At 72.1% G+C, this 21978-nt stretch carries 20 protein-coding genes; 12 read left to right on the forward strand and 8 right to left on the reverse strand.

Annotation, left to right across the window (positions count from 1 at the left end):
* The first annotated feature begins 19 nt into the window (after positions 1-19).
* Genes ACFWGP_RS01420 through ACFWGP_RS01430 form a run of 3 tightly spaced genes read left to right on the forward strand, consistent with a single transcriptional unit; the run spans position 20 to position 1748 of the window.
* Positions 20-622 carry an RNA polymerase sigma factor gene (locus ACFWGP_RS01420; protein WP_376929972.1) on the forward strand — a complete coding sequence of 201 codons (603 nt, stop codon included), beginning with the start codon at positions 20-22 and terminating at the stop codon, positions 620-622.
* Entirely contained in the window at positions 619-1143 is a 525-nt protein-coding gene (locus ACFWGP_RS01425) for a hypothetical protein (protein WP_376929973.1), read from the forward strand. Before ACFWGP_RS01420 ends, ACFWGP_RS01425 begins: the two co-directional genes overlap by 4 nt.
* Positions 1140-1748, forward strand: a complete 609-nt coding sequence (locus ACFWGP_RS01430) for a hypothetical protein (protein WP_376929974.1) — start codon at positions 1140-1142, stop codon at positions 1746-1748. The genes ACFWGP_RS01425 and ACFWGP_RS01430 overlap by 4 nt, the downstream gene beginning before the upstream one ends.
* Positions 1749-1821: 73 nt before the next feature.
* Here the strand turns inward: ACFWGP_RS01430 and ACFWGP_RS01435 are convergent, their stop codons facing one another.
* The 4 genes from ACFWGP_RS01435 to ACFWGP_RS01450 form a co-directional block, all read right to left on the reverse strand.
* Positions 1822-3207, reverse strand: coding sequence for an MFS transporter (locus ACFWGP_RS01435; RefSeq protein ID WP_376929975.1), 1386 nt, complete (start codon positions 3205-3207; stop codon positions 1822-1824).
* A 129-nt stretch (positions 3208-3336) separates the two neighbouring features.
* Complete coding sequence (locus ACFWGP_RS01440; protein ID WP_376929976.1) at positions 3337-4911, reverse strand: FAD-dependent monooxygenase; 1575 nt, start codon at positions 4909-4911, stop codon at positions 3337-3339.
* 99 nt (positions 4912-5010) lie between these two features.
* The gene (locus ACFWGP_RS01445; RefSeq protein ID WP_376929977.1) at positions 5011-5829 is read right to left on the reverse strand and encodes a DNA/RNA non-specific endonuclease; all 819 of its coding nucleotides are present in this window, start codon (positions 5827-5829) and stop codon (positions 5011-5013) included.
* A gap of 64 nt (positions 5830-5893) precedes the next feature.
* Positions 5894-6652: a GAP family protein gene (locus tag ACFWGP_RS01450; protein ID WP_231429192.1), complete on the reverse strand. Its 759-nt coding sequence runs from the start codon at positions 6650-6652 to the stop codon at positions 5894-5896.
* Between the two features lie 121 nt (positions 6653-6773).
* On the opposite strand from ACFWGP_RS01450, the gene ACFWGP_RS01455 reads away from it, so the two are divergent.
* On the forward strand, positions 6774-8639 hold the full coding sequence (locus tag ACFWGP_RS01455) for a cation:proton antiporter (protein ID WP_376929978.1): 1866 nt from the start codon (positions 6774-6776) through the stop codon (positions 8637-8639).
* A 25-nt stretch (positions 8640-8664) separates the two neighbouring features.
* Here ACFWGP_RS01455 and ACFWGP_RS01460 read toward each other — a convergent pair whose 3' ends face one another.
* A complete protein-coding gene (locus tag ACFWGP_RS01460) occupies positions 8665-9096 on the reverse strand; it encodes a pyridoxamine 5'-phosphate oxidase family protein (RefSeq protein ID WP_231429194.1) in 432 nt (143 codons plus the stop codon).
* A gap of 125 nt (positions 9097-9221) precedes the next feature.
* On the opposite strand from ACFWGP_RS01460, the gene ACFWGP_RS01465 reads away from it, so the two are divergent.
* From ACFWGP_RS01465 to ACFWGP_RS01475, 3 genes are all read left to right on the forward strand, one after another.
* Entirely contained in the window at positions 9222-10691 is a 1470-nt protein-coding gene (locus ACFWGP_RS01465; protein ID WP_376929979.1) for a redoxin domain-containing protein, read from the forward strand.
* 64 nt (positions 10692-10755) lie between these two features.
* Entirely contained in the window at positions 10756-11019 is a 264-nt protein-coding gene (locus tag ACFWGP_RS01470) for a hypothetical protein (RefSeq protein WP_231429195.1), read from the forward strand.
* 239 nt (positions 11020-11258) lie between these two features.
* Positions 11259-12764 (forward strand): amino acid permease, encoded by a 1506-nt coding sequence (locus tag ACFWGP_RS01475; RefSeq protein WP_231432213.1) that lies wholly within the window; start codon positions 11259-11261, stop codon positions 12762-12764.
* Between the two features lie 2 nt (positions 12765-12766).
* Here the strand turns inward: ACFWGP_RS01475 and ACFWGP_RS01480 are convergent, their stop codons facing one another.
* Positions 12767-15067: an LLM class flavin-dependent oxidoreductase gene (locus ACFWGP_RS01480; RefSeq protein WP_376929980.1), complete on the reverse strand. Its 2301-nt coding sequence runs from the start codon at positions 15065-15067 to the stop codon at positions 12767-12769.
* A 106-nt stretch (positions 15068-15173) separates the two neighbouring features.
* On the opposite strand from ACFWGP_RS01480, the gene ACFWGP_RS01485 reads away from it, so the two are divergent.
* On the forward strand, positions 15174-15608 hold the full coding sequence (locus ACFWGP_RS01485; protein WP_231429197.1) for a helix-turn-helix domain-containing protein: 435 nt from the start codon (positions 15174-15176) through the stop codon (positions 15606-15608).
* Positions 15609-15683: 75 nt separating this feature from the next.
* The gene (locus ACFWGP_RS01490; protein WP_231429198.1) at positions 15684-16556 is read left to right on the forward strand and encodes a carbohydrate kinase family protein; all 873 of its coding nucleotides are present in this window, start codon (positions 15684-15686) and stop codon (positions 16554-16556) included.
* 92 nt (positions 16557-16648) lie between these two features.
* Here the strand turns inward: ACFWGP_RS01490 and ACFWGP_RS01495 are convergent, their stop codons facing one another.
* Positions 16649-17566, reverse strand: a complete 918-nt coding sequence (locus ACFWGP_RS01495) for a DNA-3-methyladenine glycosylase (RefSeq protein ID WP_275505927.1) — start codon at positions 17564-17566, stop codon at positions 16649-16651.
* A 283-nt stretch (positions 17567-17849) separates the two neighbouring features.
* Here ACFWGP_RS01495 and ACFWGP_RS01500 point away from each other — a divergent pair, with 283 nt between their 5' ends.
* From ACFWGP_RS01500 to ACFWGP_RS01510, 3 genes are all read left to right on the forward strand, one after another.
* Positions 17850-19208 carry an aminotransferase class V-fold PLP-dependent enzyme gene (locus tag ACFWGP_RS01500; protein WP_231432214.1) on the forward strand — a complete coding sequence of 453 codons (1359 nt, stop codon included), beginning with the start codon at positions 17850-17852 and terminating at the stop codon, positions 19206-19208.
* A gap of 317 nt (positions 19209-19525) precedes the next feature.
* Complete coding sequence (locus ACFWGP_RS01505) at positions 19526-20398, forward strand: flavin reductase family protein (protein WP_376929981.1); 873 nt, start codon at positions 19526-19528, stop codon at positions 20396-20398.
* Entirely contained in the window at positions 20395-21450 is a 1056-nt protein-coding gene (locus ACFWGP_RS01510) for an NAD(P)H-dependent flavin oxidoreductase (RefSeq protein WP_376929982.1), read from the forward strand. Before ACFWGP_RS01505 ends, ACFWGP_RS01510 begins: the two co-directional genes overlap by 4 nt.
* 6 nt (positions 21451-21456) lie before the next feature.
* Here the strand turns inward: ACFWGP_RS01510 and ACFWGP_RS01515 are convergent, their stop codons facing one another.
* A complete protein-coding gene (locus tag ACFWGP_RS01515; RefSeq protein WP_231429202.1) occupies positions 21457-21963 on the reverse strand; it encodes a hypothetical protein in 507 nt (168 codons plus the stop codon).
* Positions 21964-21978 lie beyond the last annotated feature (15 nt).

Below are 21978 nucleotides of genomic sequence, written 5' to 3' on the forward strand. Positions count from 1 at the left end.
CGGCCGGACATTCCCCGGTGTGAGCGATACCGACGACGCAGGCGATGAACTCGCGCTCTGGCAGCGCGTTCTCGCCGGCGACGACACCGCGTTCACGGCCGTGTTCGATCTCCATGTCGCCCGCGTGCACCGACAGGCGCGGCGTCTCGTCGACAGCCGCTCCGATGCCGAGGATGTCACGGCGATGGTGTTCTTCGAGGCGTGGCGCAAGCGCCGGAGCGTACGTCTCGTGAACGGCTCGCTCGTCGGCTGGCTGCTGGTGACGACCACGAACATCGCACGCAACCGCGAGCGCTCGCGCCGACGACATGAAGCCCTGCTCCGGAAGGTGCGCATCGAGACGGTTCCCGACCATGCCGATGCGGTGCTCGATTCGATCGCGCGACCCGCGACCCGCGAGCGGGTGAAGGACGCCTTCGCCCGGTTGAGCGCACGCGACCAGGAGATCCTCATGCTGTGCGTGGTCGAGGAGCTCGCCCCGGTCGATGTCGCACGGGTGCTCCGGCTCCCGGCCGGGACGGTGCGAATGCGGCTCAGCCGCGCGAAGACCCGGTTGCGTGCGGCACTGCAGGACGAGCACCGGGTGGCCGCGTCGCCCGAGATCGGAGGGACGGCATCGTGATCGACGCCGACGAACAGACGATCGACGACCAGTACCGCGATCGGCTGCGGTCCGCACTGCAGACCCTGGTCCGAGACGATGCCGCAAGGAAGCATCGCCACCCGAGGCGAGCGGCAGGTATCGTTGCCGCGGGTGCGATCGCAGCGTCGGTGATGACCGCCGCGGCGCTGTGGAGCACGGCCGATCGAGCGCCGCTCCCGATCGAGGCCGCGTGCCTCGACGAGGCCGACCTCGTCGCCGTGGAAGGCGCCGCGGACGCCGAGAGCGTCGCGATCGCGCCTCGGCATGGCGGCGTGTCCCCTCGCGAGGTCGAGGCGGCCTGCCGAGCACTGTGGAACGACGGCACCTTGGGGCGGGCCGTCGTCCGATTCCAGTCGGGATCGGGGACGACACCGTCACCGGCCGACGACCGCCTGAGGCTCGTCGTCTGCGCGCTCCCCGACGGACGTCCCGGCGTCATCCCGGGTGACGCGTCGTCATGCGCATCCCTGGACCTGGAGTTGTGGAGGTACGACCGTTGAACATCCGTCGGCTGCTCGGCGCATTCGCCGTCATCGGAGTCCTGCTGACGTGCACGGCATGCGTGTCGGCGCAACCCGCCGTCCCGAAGGCCGCCGCTCCGAGCGTCGTCGAGTTCGAGGTCGTCGGACTGCTCCACATCACCGACGAGCAGGTCAGCGTCTGCTACGCGGAGATGCAGAGCTATCCGCCGCAGTGCGGCGGCGGGATCCCGGTGCAGGGGGTCGATGTCGCCGACCTCCCGTCCGGGCTCTTCGAGCGTGCGGACGGCGTGACCTGGGGATGGACGCGGCTGGTCGGCACGTTCGAGGAGGGGGCGCTGACCCTCACCCGCGACCCGATGCCGCCACCGGCGGCGGGCGTGCAGCCGACGCCGACCGTTCCCGCCGCGTCCGCCGATGCGGCACGCCAGGCGGAGCTGGCGACGATCGCCGCGGCCATAGCCTCGCGTCGTCAATCGGGCATCCTCTCGGTCGGCACGAACGGCGAGGTCGTCGAGGTGCTCGTCCCGCTCGAGAGCGATGACGAGGTGCAGTCATCGTTCGACGCCGAGTTCGGCCCCGACGAAGTCGTCGTCGAGTCCTGGCTGCATCCCTGGCCGGGCTAGGAGCCGGGGAAAGCCTCGACCCGGCCGGATCCGAAGGAACCAGCCGGGCCGAGGCATCCGTCGGCCGTGCCGCCTACGAGGCGTTCGCCTCCTCCGCGACCCGTGCGCGGTCGGCGTCGTCGATCGATCGCAGCGAGATGCCGTTCGTCTCGCGCATCGCGACGACCGCGATGAGCGTGACACCGGCGGCGAGCGCGAGGTAGATCGCGACCGGCACCCACGAGCCGAAGCTCGACAGCAGCATCGTCGCGATGATCGGGGCGACCGATCCGGCGATGATCGACGTGACCTGGTAGCCGAGCGAGACGCCCGAGTAGCGCATGCGGGTCGGGAACATCTCCGCCATGATCGCCGGCTGGCTCGCGTACATGAGGGCGTGGATGATGAGGCCGACGATCAGGATGCCGACGATCAGCCAGTCGTTCTTCGTGTCGAAGAGCGGGAAGGCGACGAAGCCCCACACCGCACCGAGGATCGCGCCGGCCGCGTACACCGGCTTGCGGCCCAGCTTGTCGCTGAAGCGGCCGACCACCGGGATGACGCAGAAGTGCACGACGTGCGCGAACAGGATGAGCGTGAGGATCGTCGACGTGTCCATCTGCAGGTGCGCCGACATGTACGTGATCGAGAAGGTCACCACGAGGTAGTACATGATGTTCTCGCCGAAGCGCAGGCCCATCGCGGTGAAGACGCCGCGCGGGTAGCGCTTGAGCACCTCGATGACGCCGTAGTTCGTCTTCTTCGCGGCTTCGACCTCCTTCTGGGCCTCGATGAAGATCGGCGCATCGGTGACCTTCGTGCGGATGTAGTAGCCGACGGCGACGATGACGACCGACAGCCAGAAGCCGACGCGCCAGCCCCAGCTGAGGAACTGCGCCTCGGTGAGCGTGCGCGAGAGGATCAGCAGCACCACGGTGGCGAGCAGGTTGCCCGCGGGCACCGCGGCCTGCGGCCAGCTCGCCCAGAAGCCGCGCTGCTTGTCGGGCGAGTGCTCTGCGACGAGCAGCACGGCGCCGCCCCACTCGCCGCCGACCGCGAAGCCCTGGAAGAAGCGCAGGATGATGAGCATGATGGGCGCCGCATAGCCGACCTGGTCGAACGTCGGCAGGCAGCCCATGAGGAACGTCGTGACGCCGACCAGGATGATCGCGAGCTGCAGCAGCTTCTTGCGCCCGTACTTGTCGCCGAAGTGGCCGAACACGATGCCGCCGAGCGGGCGGGCGACGAAGCCGACGGCGTAGGTGAGGAACGCCTTGATGATGTTGTCGAGCGGGTTGTCACTCGGCGGGAAGAAGATGACGTTGAAGACGAGGGTCGCGGCGGTGGCGTAGAGGAAGAACTCGTACCACTCGACGATGGTGCCGGCCATCGAGGCGGCGACGACCTTTCGCAGTCCGGTGGGGACGGACGAGCCGGGGGGATTCGGGGACGTGCGGGGCGTCGAAGCGTCGACAGCCATAGGGACTACCTCCTTGTAGTGTGGCCCGCGATCGGGGGTCGCGATGCAGGCGATTCTCACCGTGCATCGATGCGAGCGGCAAGCCCCGATCCCGCACACGCGGTGTGCGTTTGCGCACACTCGGCGCGCTCAGCGGGCGTCGGCGAACATCGCGGCGTGCGCCGCATCGAGGTCGGTGCCGAGCCCCGGTGCACGCACCTCGGCCATGACGAACCCGTCGCGACGCACGAGATACACCCGGTCGTGGCGCAGCCGTGGACGCCCCCGCACCCCGCGGTCGCTCGGGAACACGTGCGGCTCGACGCCGAGCTCGCGCGCGATGCGCAGCACCACCCGCTCGGGCACGCCGTAGCCGTGCAGCTGCCACTGCATCGATCGCAGCACCTCGTAGTTGCCGCCCGTCCACGGCAGCCGCACTCCGACCACCGCCCCGCGACGACGTTCCCGCCGCGATCGGCCCGCGGCCGAGGCATCCGGCACCTCGTACCTGATGCGCGTCTGCGAGAGATAGCCGAACACGCGGCGACCCGCCACGAACGGCAGCAACCGGACCCCGATCGGACCGAGCGCGGGCAGCGCGCGCCCGCGCACGAAGCGCGCGAACCGCGACTCGGACGTGACCTCGCCGAAGAGCCGGTCCGTCGTCGCGACGAGGGTCTCGCCGACCGGGCGGCGCTCGGCCTCGTACCGGTCGAGCCGGGCGTCGGGCATGCCGCCGACGATGACGTCGGCCAGCGCGCACGCGAGGTTGTGCGCCTCCTGCAGGCCCGTGTTCATGCCCTGAGCGCCGACCGGCGAGTGGATGTGCGCCGCGTCGCCGACGACGAAGCACGGCCCCTCGCGGAACCGTGCGGCGAGCCGGTGGTGCACCCGGTAGGTCGTGAACCAGGCGCTCTCGGAGTACTCCACGCCGAACTCGCGGCCGACGAGCTCGCGCACGCGCTCCTCGTGCAGGTTCCCGTCGGCGTCGAGGTCGGCGTCGCGCACGATGCCGAGCAGCCGCATGCGCGTGCCGCCCATCGGGAACGCCAGAATGAAGTGCTCGGTCGTGAACCGCAGGTTGATCGCGTCGCCGACGAGGCCGGACACGCCGAGCGCGTCGGCGATGTAGTACGTGTACTCGTTCGTGACGCCCTCGAACGCGATGCCGAGCGACTCACGCACCCTCGAGTGCGCGCCGTCGGCACCCACGCAGTACCGCGCGCGAACCGTGCGGCGGTCACCGCCCGGCGCGGCGAGCTCGGCGACGACGGTGGATGCCTCGGCGCCCGCGCCCTGCTCGACCTCGAGGCGCTCGAGGCGATGCCCCCAGAGCACCTCGCGGCCGGCCTCGGCGAGCGCGTCGACGAGCAGCCGCTCGTTGCGGCTCTGCTCGAAGACGGTGATGTCGGGGTAGGGCGTGATGCCGTCGCCGAGTCCGCGGAACTCGACCGTGCCGAACGCCCGAAGGCCCGCCCCCGGCGCGATCGCGGCGGCGGGCGCGCGCTCGGCGAGCACGCGGTCGACGAGGCCGAGCTGGTCGTAGAGCTCCATCGAACGGGCCTGCACGCCGAGCGCACGCGACTCGCGGGTGGGGCCGCTCTTGCCATCGACGATGAGCGCGTCCACGCCGAGCTTCGCGAGGCTGACCGCGAGCATGAGGCCGCTCGGGCCCGCGCCCACGATGAGCACGTCGGTCGTGATGGAGCCGCTCGCCGCTTCCATGCCTCCATCGTGGCACCACCCCCCGCCGGCCGAGTAGCGCACGACGAAGGAGCACGCGTATCGAGACCCCGCCCGTGGCCTCGATACGGCGCTTCGCGCCTACTCGACCGACGATGCGTGCAGCAGCACCTCGTCGAACGATTCGATGCGCCGCCAGCCGGCGGCGATCGCGGTCGGCGGAAGCACGTCGGCGGCAATGAGCTCGGGCATCTCGAGGCCGGTCAGCTCCGCGACATCCGCCACGGGAACCTGGAATGTGCGGAACGGGCCGAGCGGCGGCGCCCCGCCGACGACCGGCCGGGCCTCGCTCGTGTCGACGAGCGGCGCCTGGTCGACGATGAACGCGGTCGCGGCGAGCGCGCCACGGGCGTTCCAGGCGACGACCTTCCAGAACCGGAGCGGCACCCGGATGCCTCGGTACTCGGGGTCGCCGGCGGCGAGCACGGGCGCCGTGAACACGCTCAGCCGCTGCGCGGTCGCCTCTGCGTAGGCGAGCACGTGGTCTTCGAGGCCGAGCCAGAGCTCCTTCGACTGGTTGAAGCCCGACGCCTGCGGCGCCGCGTTCGTGTAGTGGAAGGTGTCGGCGTTCGCCCTCGCGGCGACGGCGCGCTCGCCCCACACCGGGTCGCGACGCCGCACGAGATGACCGCGATCGAAGTCGTTGTCGGCGTAGACCACGGGGCCCGCCTGCCAGTCGGCGGGCACCCGGTCGTCGAGTCGCCACTCGTCACCGCCCCGGTCGAGGTCGACGAGCGCCGCACCGTCGACGTTGACGCCCGTGACCCGTGCGAGCCGCCGCGCCGGGTCGAGCACGACCGTGAAGTGCACGTAGTCGAGTTCGACGCACTCGGGGGCGCCCGGCCCGGCCACCCGCGGCATCGGCGCCGCCACCCCCAGGAACGTCGCGTCGAAACCCATGCCACGAGTCGACCACGACCGTCCGACAGCGTGCCGGCGACGCGCGGCCGGCGCGCGATGGGGCTCAGTACCCGACCGTGCCGCCGAACAGGCCGAGCGCCACGACGGACTCGCGGGCGAGCAGGAAGCCGATGATGCCGACGATCCACCCGGTCAGGTCGGCGGCACTGCGTTCCATCCAGGCGCCGAAGCGTTCGAGCGGACGCTCGATCGCTCGCGCCGCCACGATGCGCAGCACGAGCAGCACGAGCGCAGGCAGCACCATGACGAGGCAGTACCCGGCGAGCACGAGCAGGCGCGCGCCCGCGTCGAAGTCGGAGGTCGAGAGCAGGCCGATGCCGATCAGGTAGGGCAGCATCGAGGCGACCTCGACCGCCGCGGCCGCGATCGCGAGCCCCATGAGCGGCAGCAGGCCGCCCTCGTCGCCCGACACGTCCGTCACGGCCCGCTCGCGCCAGCGCGAGAACCTGCCGGGGCCGCTGCGCTTGCGCTTGCCGCCGATGAAGAACGAGCCGACGAGCAGGCCGGCACCGACGACGAGCTGCCCCCAGAGGAACGCCGGCGTCGTCGTGATCGCCGCGAGCTGCGGCAGCGCCGCCCCGGCGACCGTGAGCAGCACGACCCCGACCAGCAGGTAGAAGCCGGCGACGGTCGCGAGGTACGCGAGGATGCGGCCGGGTCGGAGCCGGCCGGGGGCGAGGAGCAGCCAGGTCGGGATGAGGAGGGTGCCGAAGCTCGTCGAGTCGACGAGCGCGAGCAGCGCGAGTGCGCCGAGCAGCGCGGGGCCGGTGAGGGCGGCGGCGCTCAGGAGATCGAGGTCCATCGGCTCAAGGCTGCCGGATGCCTCGGCGCCGACGGATCCCCCGCGCGACGGATATCGCCGCCGACGAGGACCGGACGTCGGTTCGCTGCCCCTCGACCCTCTGCGGGGCCAGAATGGGCGGATGGACCTGCTGCTGGCCGGAGTGCTCGCCCTGCTCGCCATCGCCGCCGCCACCGCGTTCGGGCCGAAGCTCGGGGTGGCGGCCCCGCTGCTGCTCACGCTCCTCGGCCTCGGCATCGGCCTGCTGCCGGTCGTGCCCGCCTTCGAGATCGACCCCGAGTGGATCCTCGCAGGCGTGCTGCCGCCGCTGCTCTACTCGGCCGCCGTGTCGATGCCGACGATGGAGTTCCGCCGCGACTTCTCGACGATCGGCGGGCTGTCGGTCGTGCTCGTCGTCGTCACCTCGGTGCTGCTCGGCCTGCTGTTCGCGTGGCTCATCCCCGACCTCGGCATCGCCGGCGGCATCGCGCTCGGCGCGATCGTGAGCCCGACCGACGCGGTCGCGACCTCGATCGTGAAACGCCTCGGCGTCTCGCCGCGCGTCGTCGCCCTGCTCGAGGGCGAGAGCCTGCTCAACGACGCCTCGGCGCTCGTGCTGCTGCGCGCGTCGATCGCGGGCATCGCCGCCTCGGTGTCGCTGTGGTCGGTCGCCGGCTCGTTCGTCTACGCCGTCGTCGTGGCCGTCATCATCGGCGGGGCGGTCGGCTGGCTCAACCTGCGCGTCCGCGCCCGCGTCTCGAACCCGACGGTGAACACGGTGATCTCCTTCACGATGCCGTTCATCGCGTCGCTGCCGGCCGAGCGCCTGGGTGCCTCGGGACTCGTGGCCGCCGTGGTCGCCGGTATCGTGACGGGACGCGGGGCCGCGAAGTTCCTGAGCCCGCAGCACCGCCTCTCCGACGTGCAGAACTGGCGAACGGTCGAGCTCGTGCTCGAGGGAGCGGTGTTCCTCGTCATGGGACTCGAGCTGACCGCGATCGTCGACGACGTCGAGGCATCCCATGCCGGTGCCTGGCACGCGGCGGGGCTCGCGGCCATCGCGCTCGTGGCGACGGTGCTGATCAGGGCGGCCTACGTCGCCTCGCTGTTCGGCGGGCTCGCGAGGCGCGCGAAGCGTGCGGCGACCATCAAGTCGGTGCTCGACGACCGGGCCAGGGGCATCCCGTCGACGACGCCCGAGCTCGAGCGGCGGCGAGCCGAATACGAGGCGCGGCGCGCGAAGCGCCCACGCCGCGGCGACCCCGAGCCGACGCCCGCGCAGGCCGAACGGTTCCGTGCGATCTTCCGCCGCCGGGTCGCCGACATCGACTACTACCTCGACGAGCGGCTCGGATGGCGCGAGGGCACCATCGTCGTGTGGGCGGGCATGCGCGGCGTCGTCACGCTGGCCGCCGCGCAGACGCTGCCGTCCGACACCCCGAGTCGGTCGCTGCTCGTGTTCATCGCCTTCCTCGTCGCGGTCGGTTCGCTGCTCGTGCAGGGCGGCACGCTGCCGTGGCTCGTGCGCTGGCTCGTGCCCGCGCGCGACACGAGTGCCGACGCGGCCGAGCGGCGCGAACTGCGCGGGGTGCTGCGCCGGGCGGCGATGAGCGAGCTCGCGGACTCCGACGACCCCGAACTGCGCGCGGTCGCCGAGAAGTTGCGCGCTGCCTGGCAGCTGTCGATGGACGAGGGCACCGACGAGCCCGACGGCGCGGACGCGACGGACGCCGTCGAGGCTCGCGCCCCCTCGAGCGGCGACCGGCGTGAACTCGACACGGCCATGATCGCGACCGCGGCCGCGAGCGGCGCCGAGCCCGGCCGGACGGCCCCCAGGGTCGACCCCGGGCAGGTGCGCCGCCTGCGCGTGCGCATGATCGAGGCCGAGCGCGACGCCCTGCTCGACGCGCGCGACGAGGGTCGCTTCAGTGCCGCCGCGCTCAACGCCGCGCTCGAAGGACTCGACGCCGAGCAGATCAGCCTCGAGATCCGGGGCGTCGAAGGCTGACCCTCGCCCCGACCGCCTGCGCGGTTCAGCGATCGGCGGCCGCCCCGGGCGGCAGTTCGAACGCCCGGCCCTGGATGTCGCGGGGGCTGATCCGCACCCAGCGATCCTTCCGGCCTGGCGCCCACGTCGTGATGCCGAGGCGCTCGGCGGCGTCGATCTCCCGTTCCTGTTCGAGTCGTGCAGCGCGCCCCTTCACGACCACGCTGAACGCCTCGCCGCCGTCGACGCCGTCCACCTCGAACAGGACGTCCCGCTCCACGGTCATCGCGAGCAGCTTCGTGCCGGGTGCGGTGCGGAACACGATGCTGTGCCGATCTACGCCGTGGTTCACGGGGAACAGGTCCATCTCGCCGCCGGCGTACGTGCCGACCCGGCCGTACGGCGCCTGCTCGATCCGCTCCCAGCACTCGGCCGACCGCATCTCCCGCATCGGCGGGCGCTCGTCGTCGTCGGTCATCTCCGCCCCTCCCTCCCCGCCGAAGCGGACGCCCGGCAGAGCCTGCGGCCTGTCTACCGCTGCGTGCGACCGCCGTCAACACGCAGCGGCGGGTACGGCTCCCTCCGGTCGATAGTCTCGAGAAGGTGACCTCCGCCCGCTCGTCGCCACGCCCCGAACTCGTGGGCCGCGCGCTGCCGCCCCTCTCGTTCGCCGCGACGACCGGCGCGCCCGTCGACCTGGCCGATCCGATGCTCGGCGACGCCGTGCTGTTCGTGTACCCGCGCATCAGTCGCCCCGGCGAGCCCGACGCCGAGCAGTGGGCGGCGCTGCCGGGGGCGCAGGGGTGCACCGCCGAGTCGTGCGAGTTCCGCGACCTGAACGCCGAGTTCGGCGAGATCGGCTACCGGCTGCTCGGCCTCTCCGCCCAACGGCACGAGGAGCAGCGCGAGGCCGCCGAACGCCTGCATCTGCCGTACCCGCTCCTCGCCGACCCCGAGCTGCGGCTCGTGAACGCGCTCGGCCTCGAGACCTTCGAGTTCGGCGGCGCGACACTGTACCGGCGCATCACGTTCGTCATCGGCGCGGGGCTCATCCGCCGCGTCGAGACGCGGATCGACGCGCCGGCCGAGCACCCGCGCGTCCTGCTCGAGGACTTGCGCGACGCTCAGCCGCAGCCGCAGGCGCGGATGACGTGGTCCGAACTGCCCGACGACCTGCGTGCTGAGATCGAGGCGGTGCTCGGCTCGCCCGTCGTCGAGGCCGTGAGCCAGTCGCACGGATTCTCGTCGGGCACGGCCGACCGCGTGGTCACGGCGTCGGGTCGCCGTGCGTTCGTCAAGACGGCGTTCGACGGACACAACGCCGGCACCACCGCGCTGCACCGGCGGGAGCTCGCCGTCATGCGCGCGATGCCCGACGGCGTCGCCGCCCCGAGCCTGCTCGGCGGTGTCGACCGCGGCGGCTGGGTCGCGCTCGTGCTCGACGACATCGCGGGGGTGCACCCCGGGGCGGGCCTCGACGGTTCAGACCTGGCGCGCGTGCTCGATGCGCTCGGTTCGCTGCCGCGCGTGCGCGGCACGCTCGCGATCGAACTGCCGGATGCCTCCGACGAGATCGCCGAGGACGCCCGCGGTTGGGACGATCTCGCGCACGACGCCGCACTCGACACGCTGCCCGAGTGGGCACGGTCGAATCTCGGGCGCCTCGCCGAGGCATCCCGTCGTGCACCGTCGGCCGTCGCCGGCGACCATCTCGTGCACCTCGACTCGCGCGCCGACAACCTGCTCGTCGACGCCGACGGGCGCATCTGGATCGTCGACTGGCCGTGGGCCGCGATCGGCGCGCCCTGGTTCGACGCGCTCATGTACGTGTTCGACGCCCGGCACCGCCGCGAGGCGTTCGACGCCGAGGCGACCCTGGCGGCGCATCCCGTCTTCGCCGGGGTCTCCGCCGACGAGATCGACGCGGTGCTCGCGGCCGTGACCGGCATGTTCTTCGACAAGGCACGACGGCCCGCGCCGCCCGGGATGCCGACCCTTCGCGCCTTCCAGCGCAGCGAGGGCGAAGCCGGACTGGCATGGCTGCGGGAACGTTGGCGCGAACCCGCGTCATGATCGGCGTCGCGGTGCATCTCTTCGGGTAGAGCCATCAGTTCTGCCGTCAGGAAGGGGAAGCGCCATGGCCCACCACCTCGAGTTCGTGTTCGGACCGCTCGGCGAGGAGACCCGCCTGGCCTGCTCCTGCCCGCGGGGCGCCAACCACCTGCGCCCGAACTCCGAGTCGCGCATCGCCGACGAGTTCGACGGCCGACTGGTGGCTGCGGCGGCCGCCGCCACCGTACCGCCGCGCGCCCAGCGCGTGCGGGCGCGTCGGCACGGGCAGCACCGGTCGCGCTTCACCTTCGCCGCAGCGTCCGCCCCGCGCGCGCGACACGCCGCCTGACGCCCGACCGCGGCGGCGAGGCATCCGCCCTCGTGCGCCTGCCGCACCCCCGAAACGCTCGCGCACCCGCCCGGGCCGCGCGTATCGTGTGACCCAGCCGACCGTGACGATGCCGTCCCGGCATCGATCGCGACCGTCTCGGCGGAGGGGGAACCGCGATGACGACCCAGCACGATCACATCCCGGATCACGATCCGGTCGACGACCTCGAGAACACGCGGGAGCGCATCGGCGACGAGATGCTCGCCGTGCAGGACTTCTCGAACGAGGAGCACGGCTACCACAAGAGCCTCAAACCCCGGCAGATCCAGATGATCGCGATCGGCGGCGCGATCGGCACGGGCCTCTTCATGGGCGCCGGCGGGCGGCTCAACAGCTCGGGCCCGTCGCTCCTGATCGTCTACGCGATCTGCGGGTTCTTCGCCTTCCTGATCCTGCGCGCGCTCGGCGAGCTCGTGCTGCACCGACCCTCGTCGGGCTCGTTCGTCTCGTACGCGCGCGAGTTCTACGGCGAGAAGATGGCCTACACCGCGGGCTGGCTCTACTTCCTGAACTGGGCGTTCACCTCGATCGTGGATGTCACGGCCGCAGCCCTCTACGTGAAGTTCTGGGGCCAGTACTTCCCGGCGCTCGAGGCGATCCCCCAGTGGGTGATCGCCCTCGTCGCGCTCATCGTGGTGCTGTCGCTCAACCTCGTCTCGGTGAAGATGTTCGGCGAGATGGAGTTCTGGTTCGCGCTCATCAAGGTCGCCGCGCTCATCGCGTTCCTCGTCATCGGCGTCATCTTCATCGTCTTCATCGGGCAGACCGACGTCGGCCCGACCGGGTTCAGCGTGATCGCCGACAACGGCGGGTGGTTCCCGACGGGCATCATCCCGCCGATCCTCGCGATCTCGGGCGTCGTGTTCGCCTACGCGGCGATCGAGCTCGTCGGCACCGCCGCCGGTGAGACCGCCGAGCCGCGCAAGATCATGCCGAAGGCGGTCAACACGGTCGTGCTCCGCATCGCGGTGTTCTACCTCGGCTCGATCCTGCTGCTCTCGCTGCTGCTGCCGTACACCGTGTACCAGGCCGACGAGTCGCCGTTCGTGACGTTCTTCTCGCACATCGGATCGCCGGAGGCGGGCGCGGTCTCTGCGTCGGTGATGAACTTCGTCGTGCTCACCGCGGCGCTGTCGTCGCTCAACGCCGGCCTCTACTCGACCGGGCGCATCCTGCGGTCGATGGCGGTCAACGGCTCGGCGCCCCGTTTCACGGAGCGCATGAGCAAGAGCGGCGTGCCCTACGGCGGCATCCTGCTCACCGCGGTCATCACGCTGTTCGGCGTCGGGCTCAACGCGCTCGTGCCGTCGGAGGCGTTCGAGATCGTGCTCGAGGTCGCGGCGGTCGGCATCATCGGCGGTTGGGCGACGATCATCCTCTGCCAGATGAAGCTCGCGAAGTGGGCGAAGGAGGGGCGTCTCGAGCGGCCGTCGTTCCGGCTGTGGGGCGCCCCCTGGACCGGGTACCTCACGCTCGCGTTCCTCGCGTTCGTGCTCGTCACGATGGCGTTCTCGCCGACCGGGCGATGGGTGCTGATCTGCAGCCTCGCGCTCATCCCGCTGCTGGTCATCGGCTGGTTCGCCTTCCGCAAGCGCATCGCCGAGGCGGCGCTCGAGCGCGAGGGGCACACGGGGGCGTTCCCGGTCGTCGCCGAGCGGCCGGCCGTCGACAATCCGCCGAGGTTCGGCAGCAAGGACGAGTAGGCCTACACCCCGACCTCGGTCGCGACGCTCGCGTTGTCCCTGAACAGGTTGCCCGGGTCGACCTCGGCCTTGATGCGGCGCAGCCGCTCGAGCGTCGCGGGCGGGAAGGCGGCGGCGAGCTGCGCCGGCCCGACCTCGGTCTCGAAGCTCAGGTAGGCGCCCGACATGTGCGGGGCGAGCAACTCGTCCCAGGTCTCCGAAGTCCGGCGAGCGCGGGTCCCCATCGCGACGACCGAGAACTCGGCGTCGCGGTGGGCGTAGGCCGTGGCATCCGCCGGCACGTCGTGCACCGCACCGCCGGCGGCCCGCACCTGGAAGAAGTAGCTCGCCCCCGTCTCGAGGAACCGCGCGACGTCGCGGGCGAACTCGGGCGTGAAGCGCCCGATGAGGCCCGTGCGCGAGAGCGGCTCGCCCTCGGCGCTGTGGCCGCCGTCGCTCGAGTTCGAGATGATGCCGCGGTAGCTCGTGAGGCGCACGTCCTGCCCGACGAGCGGGGCGGCGTCGGCGATCGGCTGCAGCCGGGCGAGCACGGTGTCGGCGTCGTCGGAGTCGACGACCGCCATCACGTGCGCGATCGGCGGCCTGCCGCCGCCCGCGGGCTGCACGAGCAGGAAGCTCGTCAGGTCGCGCGGCGCGTCGACGACCCAGTCGCTCCACGCGAGGAGGAATGCCTCCGTGTCGCTCGCGTCGAAGGTGAGCTGCGCGAACGCGACCGTGCCGACCTCGTCGACCTCGAACTCGAAGGCCGTCGCGATGCCGATGTTCGCACCCGCGCCGCGCACGGCCCAGAACAGGTCGGGCCGTTCGTCGGCGCTCGCGCGCACGACGCTGCCGTCGGCGAGCACGAGTTCGACCGCGCGCAGGTGGTCGATCGTGAGGCCGTGCTCGCGTACGAGCCAGCCGATGCCGCCGGCCGTCGCGAGTCCGCCGACGCCGACCCCGCCGTAGTCGCCCGAGCTCAGCGCCCAGCCGTGCGGTTCGAGGGCGGCGGCGACGTCCTTCCAGCGGGCGCCCGGTTCGATGCGCACCAGCCGGGATGCCTCGTCGAGCACGTCGATCGCGCGCATGCGCGAGAGGTCGATGACGATGCCGCCGTCGTTCGTCGAGCGGCCGCTGATGCCGTGCCCGGCACTGCGGATGCCGAGCGGCACGTCGGGGTTCGCGCGTGCGAACGCGACCGCGTCGACGACCTCGGCGGTCGTGGTCGGCTGCAGCACGAGTCCGGGGTCGCCGCCGCGCAGGTAGGTCGAGCGCACGCGCGCGAACTTCGCGTCGCCCGGTTCGATCGCGGATGCCGCGAGCGAGGCGGGCACGGCGTCGTAGTCGATCCCGTCGCGGCGCTTCGCGAGCGACGCGGTCGAGCGGATCACGGCGGCCGAGGCATCCGGCCCGAGCTCCCGCTCGACCGCCTCGCGCAGGGCGGGCGCGACCTCCTCGATGAAGCGCTGCATGCTCGTCGGGTCGTCGCCCGCGAGGATGAACGTGTCGGCCCCGTCGTCGACGACGAACGGCAGCAGCTGCTCGACCCAGTCGGCGGGCGCGCCCTCGATCGCGCCGCCGCGGCGCCGTACGTCGCCCCCGCCTCCCGCGCCGTTCGTGAACCGCCCGGCGACGTTGATGAGCCGGCGGATCTCGGCCGGGTTGCGCCCGGCCTTCAGTGCGGCCTCGTCGATGCGTGCGGCGCCGTCGGCGTAGTCACCGGGCTGCAGGTACGCGAGCGAGGGCAGCCAGCCGTCGCCCGCGCGGCCGATGAGGCGCAGCATGCGGGGCTTGAGCGCGCCGATCCAGATGGGGATGTCGTGCGCCGGCGCCGGCCCGCGCTTCGCGCCGTCGACGTGGTAGTACTCGCCCGGCACGGTGAAACGGTCGCGGTTGCCGGCGTCCCAGGTGCCGCGGATGATGCGGATCGCCTCGTCGAGTGCCTCGACCGCCTGGCCGGGCGTGAGTCGGCGACCGCCGATCGCGGCGATCGCGTCCCAGAAGCCGCCCGCGCCGAGGGCGAGCTCGAAGCGGCCGCCGCTCAGCAGGTCGAGGCTGGCCGAGGCGCGGGCGAGCACGGCGGGCTCGCGCTGGAGCGGCACGTTGAGCACGTTGCCGGCGACGTGGATGCGGCTCGTGCGCGCGGCGACCCAGCTCATGAGCGTCCACGTGTCGTGGAACGCCGGCTGGTACGGGTGGTCCTGGAAGGTCACGAGGTCGTAGCCGAGCGTCTCGCTGAGCTCGGCGAGCCGCACCGCCTGCTGCGGCGGGTCGTTGACGGGCGTGACGAAGGTGCCGAACTGCAGTTCGCGTCCGTAGTGCATGGTGCTCCGTTCCAGCGGGGGTCGGGTTTCCATCATTCCGGGATGCCGCGACCCGCGCACACAGCAGGTAAGCTGCTTACTCGAAGTAAGTGAAGGAGCGGAGCACATGGAGTATTCCCGCGAGGCCGAGGGCGGCTCGGCCGGGCGTTCGGCCGACGAGCTCGGCGCGCGCCGCTCGGCGCGCCTGCGCGAGCTCGGGCACATCGACGACGAGGCGTGCCGCCGGTTCACGGGCGCGATCGAGTTCGCGGGCCGCAAGTGGAACGCCGCGATCCTGCTCGCGGGAGTGCGCGGCGCGCGGCGCTTCAGCGAGTACCGCGACACCGTGCACGGCATCTCCGACCGGGTGCTCACCGCACGACTGCGAGAGCTCGAGGCCGACGGGCTGATCGAGCGGCACGTGCGCCCGACGACCCCCGTCACGATCCACTACACGCCGAGCACCCGCGCACTCCAACTCATGGAACTGCTGCAGCCCCTCGTCGAATGGCAGCGCGCCGACGACCGGGCCACGCGAGTCACGGGCGCAGAATCCCTCTGAGCCATCCGTTCGACGAATGCGAGCCCGCCGAGACCGACATCGCGCGAGGCGTCCGCGTCCGACAGGATGGAGCTCGTGACTGCAAACGTTTTCATCGCCGGCCCGGCGTCCTGGAACCGCATCGTCCTGCTCGACCGGCTGCCCGAGCCGGTGCCGCATATGCAGTTCGCACTCTCCGAACACGAGACCGTCGGCGGCACCTCGGCGGGCAAGGCGCTCGGCCTCGCCGGCCTCGGCCGCCGCCCCGCGTTCTACACGCTCATCGGGGCCGACGCCGACGGCGCTCGCGTATCGGCGGCGTTGCAGGCGGCCGGGGTCGAACTCATCGTCGGGCCGACCGGCGCGACCGAGCGGCACCTCAACCTCATGACCCCCGCCGGCGAGCGCGTGTCGCTCTACCTCTCCTCCCCGGGCGAGGCGTCGGCCGAGTCGCGGCAGGCGACCGAGGCATCCGTGAGCCAGGCGATGGCGGATGCCGCGGCCATCGTGCTCGACCTCGCGCCCGAGGCCGGCCGGCTCATTCCCGCCGCTCGCGCGACCGGCCGTCCGATCTGGACCGACATCCACGACTACGACGGACGGGCGGCGTTCCACCGCCCGTTCATCGAGGCCGCCGACGCCGTGTTCATGAACGCCGACGGCATCGGCGATCCGGTGCCGTTCCTGCGCACCCTCATCGACGGCGGCGCCTCGATCGCGGTGTGCACGCTCGGCGCCGAGGGCGCGGTCGCGCTCGACGCCGCCGGTCGCGAACACCGGGTCGACGCGGCGCCCGTCGACGTGCTCGACACGAACGGCGCAGGCGACGCATTCATGTCGGGAGTGCTCGACGCCACCCTCGACGGAGCCGAGCTGCCCGAGGCACTCGCGGCGGGCGCCCGGCACGCGGCATCCGTGCTGACGACCCGCCACCTGCACCCTGCGCTCGACGCCGTGCTGGGCGGGTAGGCCGTCGAGGAGCGACGAAGGAGCGTGTCGAGACCACGGGCAGTGGTCTCGATCCGGCGCTGCGCGCCTATCGATCGACCCGCGTCGACGAACTAGCGGCCGCGATGGTCGACGAACTCCATGCGCGGGCCGCGGCGCGGCTTGCCGCGCGCACCCGAGTACCCGAGCAGCCGGATGACCCGGTAGCGCTGGCCCGCCCACGGCTCGAGCGCGGCGAGCATCTCGTCGTCGGTCATGTCACGGCCCTCGAGCGCGTGCCCGACGAAGTTCGCGAGGTGGTAGTCGCCGACCGAGACGGCGTCGGCGTCGCCGAGCGCGCGCTGGGCGACCTCGGCGGCCGTCCACGCCCCGACGCCCGTGAAGTGGGTGAGCCGGGCGAACGCGTCGGCGGGCGTCATCGACGCGGCCTCGTCGATGCGCGCGGCGTACGGGGCGAGCGCGACGATCGTGCGCGAGCGCTTCGGGTCGACGCCGGCCCGGTGCCACTCCCAGCTCGGGATGCGCCGCCAGCCGTCGGCCGACGGCGCCACCCGCATCGTGCGCGGCACGGGCCCCGGCGCCGGTTCGCCGAACCGCTGCAGCAGCGCGCGCCAGGAGTCGTGGGCCTGCAGCGTGATCACCTTCTGCTCGAGCACGGCGGGCACGAGCGTCTCGAAGACGCGACCGCTGCGCGCGACCCGCATGCCCGGATTGCGCCGATGCGCGTCGGCGAGCCGCGGCAGCAACGGCTCGAACGCATCGGTCGCGTCGCGCGCTCCCACCAGCTCGGGGGCGGATGCCGCGGCCTCCGCCGCGCCCGGCCCCCAGGCCTCGCAGCGGAACTCGTCGGTGCCGCGCTGCGAGAGCCGCATCGTCGCGATGCCCGAGGGCATCCGCGTCGTGCGCCAGACCGAGCGGTCGGGCGCGGTGGCGAAGCTCGGGTCGCGGGGGCCGCGGCGCAGCGCGCCGACGGTCTGGTGCAGGTCGGTCGGGTGCGGCGCGCGCCAGTCGAGCTCGGCGTCTGCGGTCACCTCTCCAGTGTGCGCCATCCCGCCGACGCGCCCGCCGCGAGGCCGGAGCACCGTGTGCAGGCCGACGCACGGAGCTTGCACAGAATCGCATCGGACAATGGATCGTTGCGCTTCGATCGCGATCTGTGCGAGGAAGTTGCGTGAAACCCCATCAGGGGTGAGACTTGCTCTGCCATTCGAGAGGACAGACATGGGCACCGCACCAGAATCCCCCGCCCGCGCGACCACCGCCGCTTCCGAGCGGGGCGCCGCCGCGGCGTCCTCGTCGATCGACGCGACCCGCATGCACGCCGTCACCGGAGAGACCGAATCGATCGTCGACCTGGTGCTCGACTACTCGCGTCGGCGCCTGCTCTCGACCGACACTCCGCTCGACAAGCCCGAGACCGAGGCCGAGCTGCAGCGCCTGGCCGGCCGCACCATCGACGAGCGCGGCATCGGCGCGAGCCGTGCGCTCTCGATCTTCGAGCACGTGCTCGCGCCCGCGTGCATCACGATCGACCACCCGCAGTACCTCTCGTTCATCCCCGCGGCACCGACGAAGGCCGCGATGGCGTTCGACCTCGTCGTCTCGGCGTCGAGCCTCTACGGCGGCAGCTGGATGGAGGGTTCCGGCGCCGTGCACGCCGAGAACGAGGTGCTCGCCTGGCTCGCGAACGAGTTCGGCCTGCCGACTGGTGCCGGCGGCGTGTTCGTGCAGGGCGGCACGATCGGCAACCTCTCGGCGCTCGTCGCCGCGCGCGAACTCGCCCGCGAGAAGCGCGCCGCCACCGGCGCGCCGATGCCCGCCCGCTGGAAGCTCGTCTGCTCGACCGAGGCGCACTCGTCGAACAAGTCGGCCGCGAAGGTCATGGACGTCGACGTCGTGCTCGTTCCGGCCGGCGACGACGGCATGCTTCGCGGCGACGCCGTGCGCGCGGCGCTCGAAGAGCACGGCGACGACGTGTTCGCGGTGATCGCGACGACCGGCTCGACGAACTTCGGCATCGTCGACGACGTCGCCTCGATCGCCGCGCTCAAGGACGAGTACGACTTCTGGCTGCACATCGACGGCGCCTACGGCCTCACCGGCATGCTCTCGCCGGTCGCCCGTGCCCGTTACGCCGGCGTCGAGCGGGCCGACTCGGTGATCGTCGACCCGCACAAGTGGCTGTTCGCCCCCTTCGACGCGTGCGCGCTCATCTACCGCGACCCCGAGATCGGCCGCCGCGCCCACACGCAGCACGCCGAGTACCTCGACACCCTCACGGGCAAGCCCGAGTGGAGCCCGTCGGACTTCGCGGTGCAGCTGACCCGCCGCCCGCGCGGCCTGCCGTTCTGGTTCTCGCTCGCGACCTACGGCGCCGCCGCGTACCGCGCCGCGATCACGAACTCGCTCGAGCTCGCCCAGCGCATCGCCGACGAGATCCGCACCCGACCCGAGCTGCGGCTCGTGCGCGACCCGCAGCTGTCGATCGTCGTGTTCGAGCGCGACGGATGGACGATGGACGACTACGAGCGCTGGTCGGCGAAGCTGCTCGACGAGCAGCGCGCGTTCGTCACGCCGAGCTCGCACGCCGGGCGGCCGAACACCCGGTTCGCGATCATCAACCCGATGACGACGTTCGAGCAGCTGGTCGCGATCCTCGACTCGATGCGCTGAGCGCGCGCGAGCTGCTCGACGCGGGGCCGTTCCGCGCTGAGGTGGGTTCGGCGCGCTGAGGTCGGTTCGAACCCACCTCAGCGCGTCGTAGCTGATTCATGGCGGATGCCACGGGCCCTCTCGCTGCGGGTGCTCGAGGTGCTCCGGCTCATCCGCACCCAGGCGGGTTCGGGCCCGAACGCCGGGGCCATCTCGGGGCGGAGTCCGGCGCTGCCTGACCCCCGATCCGCGGTGCCCGCGTCGTCACATACGGCGGCGCGGGCAGCGTGCGGGCGTAGCGTTGAGGCATCCGCGAACCGACCGCCGGGAGGCGAACAATGCCGCGAGCCGATGCGCCCGACCCCGCCGTGAACGACGAGCACCTCGTCATCGAGCCGACCGTGCTCTACGTGGGCACGCCCGTCTACCTCGTCGTCACCGAGAACGCCGACGGCACGGCGAACCTCGCGCCCGCGTCGAGCCATTGGGCGCTCGGGCGCATGCTCGTGCTCGGACTCGAGGCCGACGGCCAGTCGGCGCAGAACCTGCTCGAACGTCCGCAGCTGACGGTCAACTTCCCCGCGGCGAAGCAGTGGCGCGAGGTCGAGCGGCTCTCGGCCGTCACCGGTCGCGACCCGGTGCCCGACGCGAAGGCCGATCAGTACCGGTTCGAGCCGCGCAAGTTCGAGCTCGCGGGGTTCAGCGCGCAGCCGTCCGACCTGGTCTCATCACCGCGCGTGCGCGAGGCGCCGCTGCAGTTCGAGGGCCGGGTGCGCCGCATGACCTCCGGCGTCGACGCCGGGTACTTCATGGTCGAGGTCGAGGTGGTGCGCGTGCACGCCCTGCCCGAGCTCAACGTGCCCGGCACCCAGCACGTCGACCCGCACGCGTGGCACCCGCTCATCTACAGCTTCCGCCACTTCTTCGACCGCGGCGAGCAGGTCGGATGGACGCGCACGTCGCCCACTGCCGCTTCGCTTCCGGATGTCTCGGGGCGGGCGCAGCCCGAGGCATCCCGCGTCGCCCGTACCCCGCTCGAGGAGCTCGAGCGCTGGGAGAGCTTCGGCGGAACTTGGGCCCTGCGCGAGCTGACCGACGACGGCGCGATCGTGAGCCTGTGCCGGTGCGACGGCGGCGAGGAGGTGTCGCGGATCGTCTCGGCCGATCCGGCGTTCGTGAGCTGGGCGGCCGAACAGGAGGTGCAGTCGTGAGCGACGCCACCCCGGTGCTCTCGACGGCGTGGTCGCGTTCGCTCGGCCTCGCCACGCCGATCGTCAGCGCGCCGATGGGCGGCGTCGCCGGCGGACGCTTCGCCGACGCGGTGTCCCGTGCGGGCGCGCTCGGCATGATCGGCATGGGCAGCGCGGGCTCGGCGGCGAAGCTCACGGCGCAGCGCGCCGAGTTCGAGGCGGCAGGAGGCCGGCGCCCGTTCGGCATCGGCATGGTGCACTGGGGGCTCGAACGCGACCCGGCGATGTTCGACGTCGCGCTCGAGGCCCGCCCGGCGCTCGTCTCGGTCGGCTTCGCAACCCGCTTCGACTGGGTCGACCGCGTGCACGGGGCCGGATGCCTCGCGGCGACGCAGGTCTACACCGCGGCCGAGGCGGTCGTCGCGGCCGATGCCGGGGTCGACGTCATCGTGGCCCGCGGCGCGGAGGGCGGCGGGCACGGCGACCCGCGCATGGGAACGCTCGCCCTGCTCGACGCGGTGCTCGACGCGCTGGACGACCGCCGGGCCGCCGCCGGGGCGACCGGCGCGCACGAGTCGACCGGTCGCTCGGGGTCACCCGCGGTGCTCGCCTCCGGCGGGATCGGCTCGGGTCGCAGCCTCGCGGCGGTGCTCGCGGCCGGTGCCGACGCCGCTTGGATCGGCACCGCGTTCATCGCGAGCCCCGAGGCGCTCACGCCCGAGTCGGCGAAGCCGGTGATCTTCGCCGCGACGGGCGACGACACGGTCAACACGAGCGCGGCCGATGCCGCACTCGGGCTGCCGTGGCCCGACCGCTTCCCCGAGCGGGTCATCCGCAACGACTTCGTCGACGAATGGGAGCACCGCGTGCCCGAGCTGCGCGGCGAGAGCCACGGCGACGGTCTCGACGCGTTCAAGGCCGAGTTCGCACGCGCCAACTCCGCCGGCGAGCACGACCTCGTGCCCTTCGACGCCGGTCAGGGGGTCGGGCTGCTGCGCACGTCACGCCCGGTCGCCGACGTGATCGCGGGGCTCACGCACGAGGCATCCCGGTTGCTCGCCCGCCGGTTCTGAGCGCCGTTACGAGACCGCGTGCCCGGTCTGCTCGTCCGGCTTCCGGAACACCTGCCGCATGTGGTCGCTGTCGAGGAAGTCGGCGATGCCGATCAGGATGAGGCTGAACACGATCTGCTCGGTCACCATCCAGAACGGGAAGAGCCCCGGGATCGCGGCCATCACGAGCGTCACGACCGGGAAGATCTTGCTGAACAGCCGCAGCCGCGAGTACGCCCAGCGGTAGCCCTTCTGCGCCCGCCAGGCGAAGTAGAAGAGCGTGACGGTCATGCCGAGCACGACGAGGATGCGCATCCACACCGGGAACGCGAGCACCGTGCCGTTGAAGAACAGCACGGCCGCGACGACGAACGCCGCGAGCCCGATGAGCACCTCGAGCGCGAGCAGCCAGGTGATCCACGTGAACGCGCGGCGGGTGCGCGGGTGGCCGACGAGTTCGTCCGCGACCTTCACGCCCGCGGCGCGGCCGCCGGCGATGCGGTCGAGCTTCAAGAGCATCGGCTCGAGATCCATGGTGTTCCCTCCCCT

This window comes from Agromyces sp. NPDC127015 (assembly GCF_042725165.1).
In the GTDB taxonomy this organism is placed as follows: domain Bacteria; phylum Actinomycetota; class Actinomycetes; order Actinomycetales; family Microbacteriaceae; genus Agromyces; species Agromyces chromiiresistens.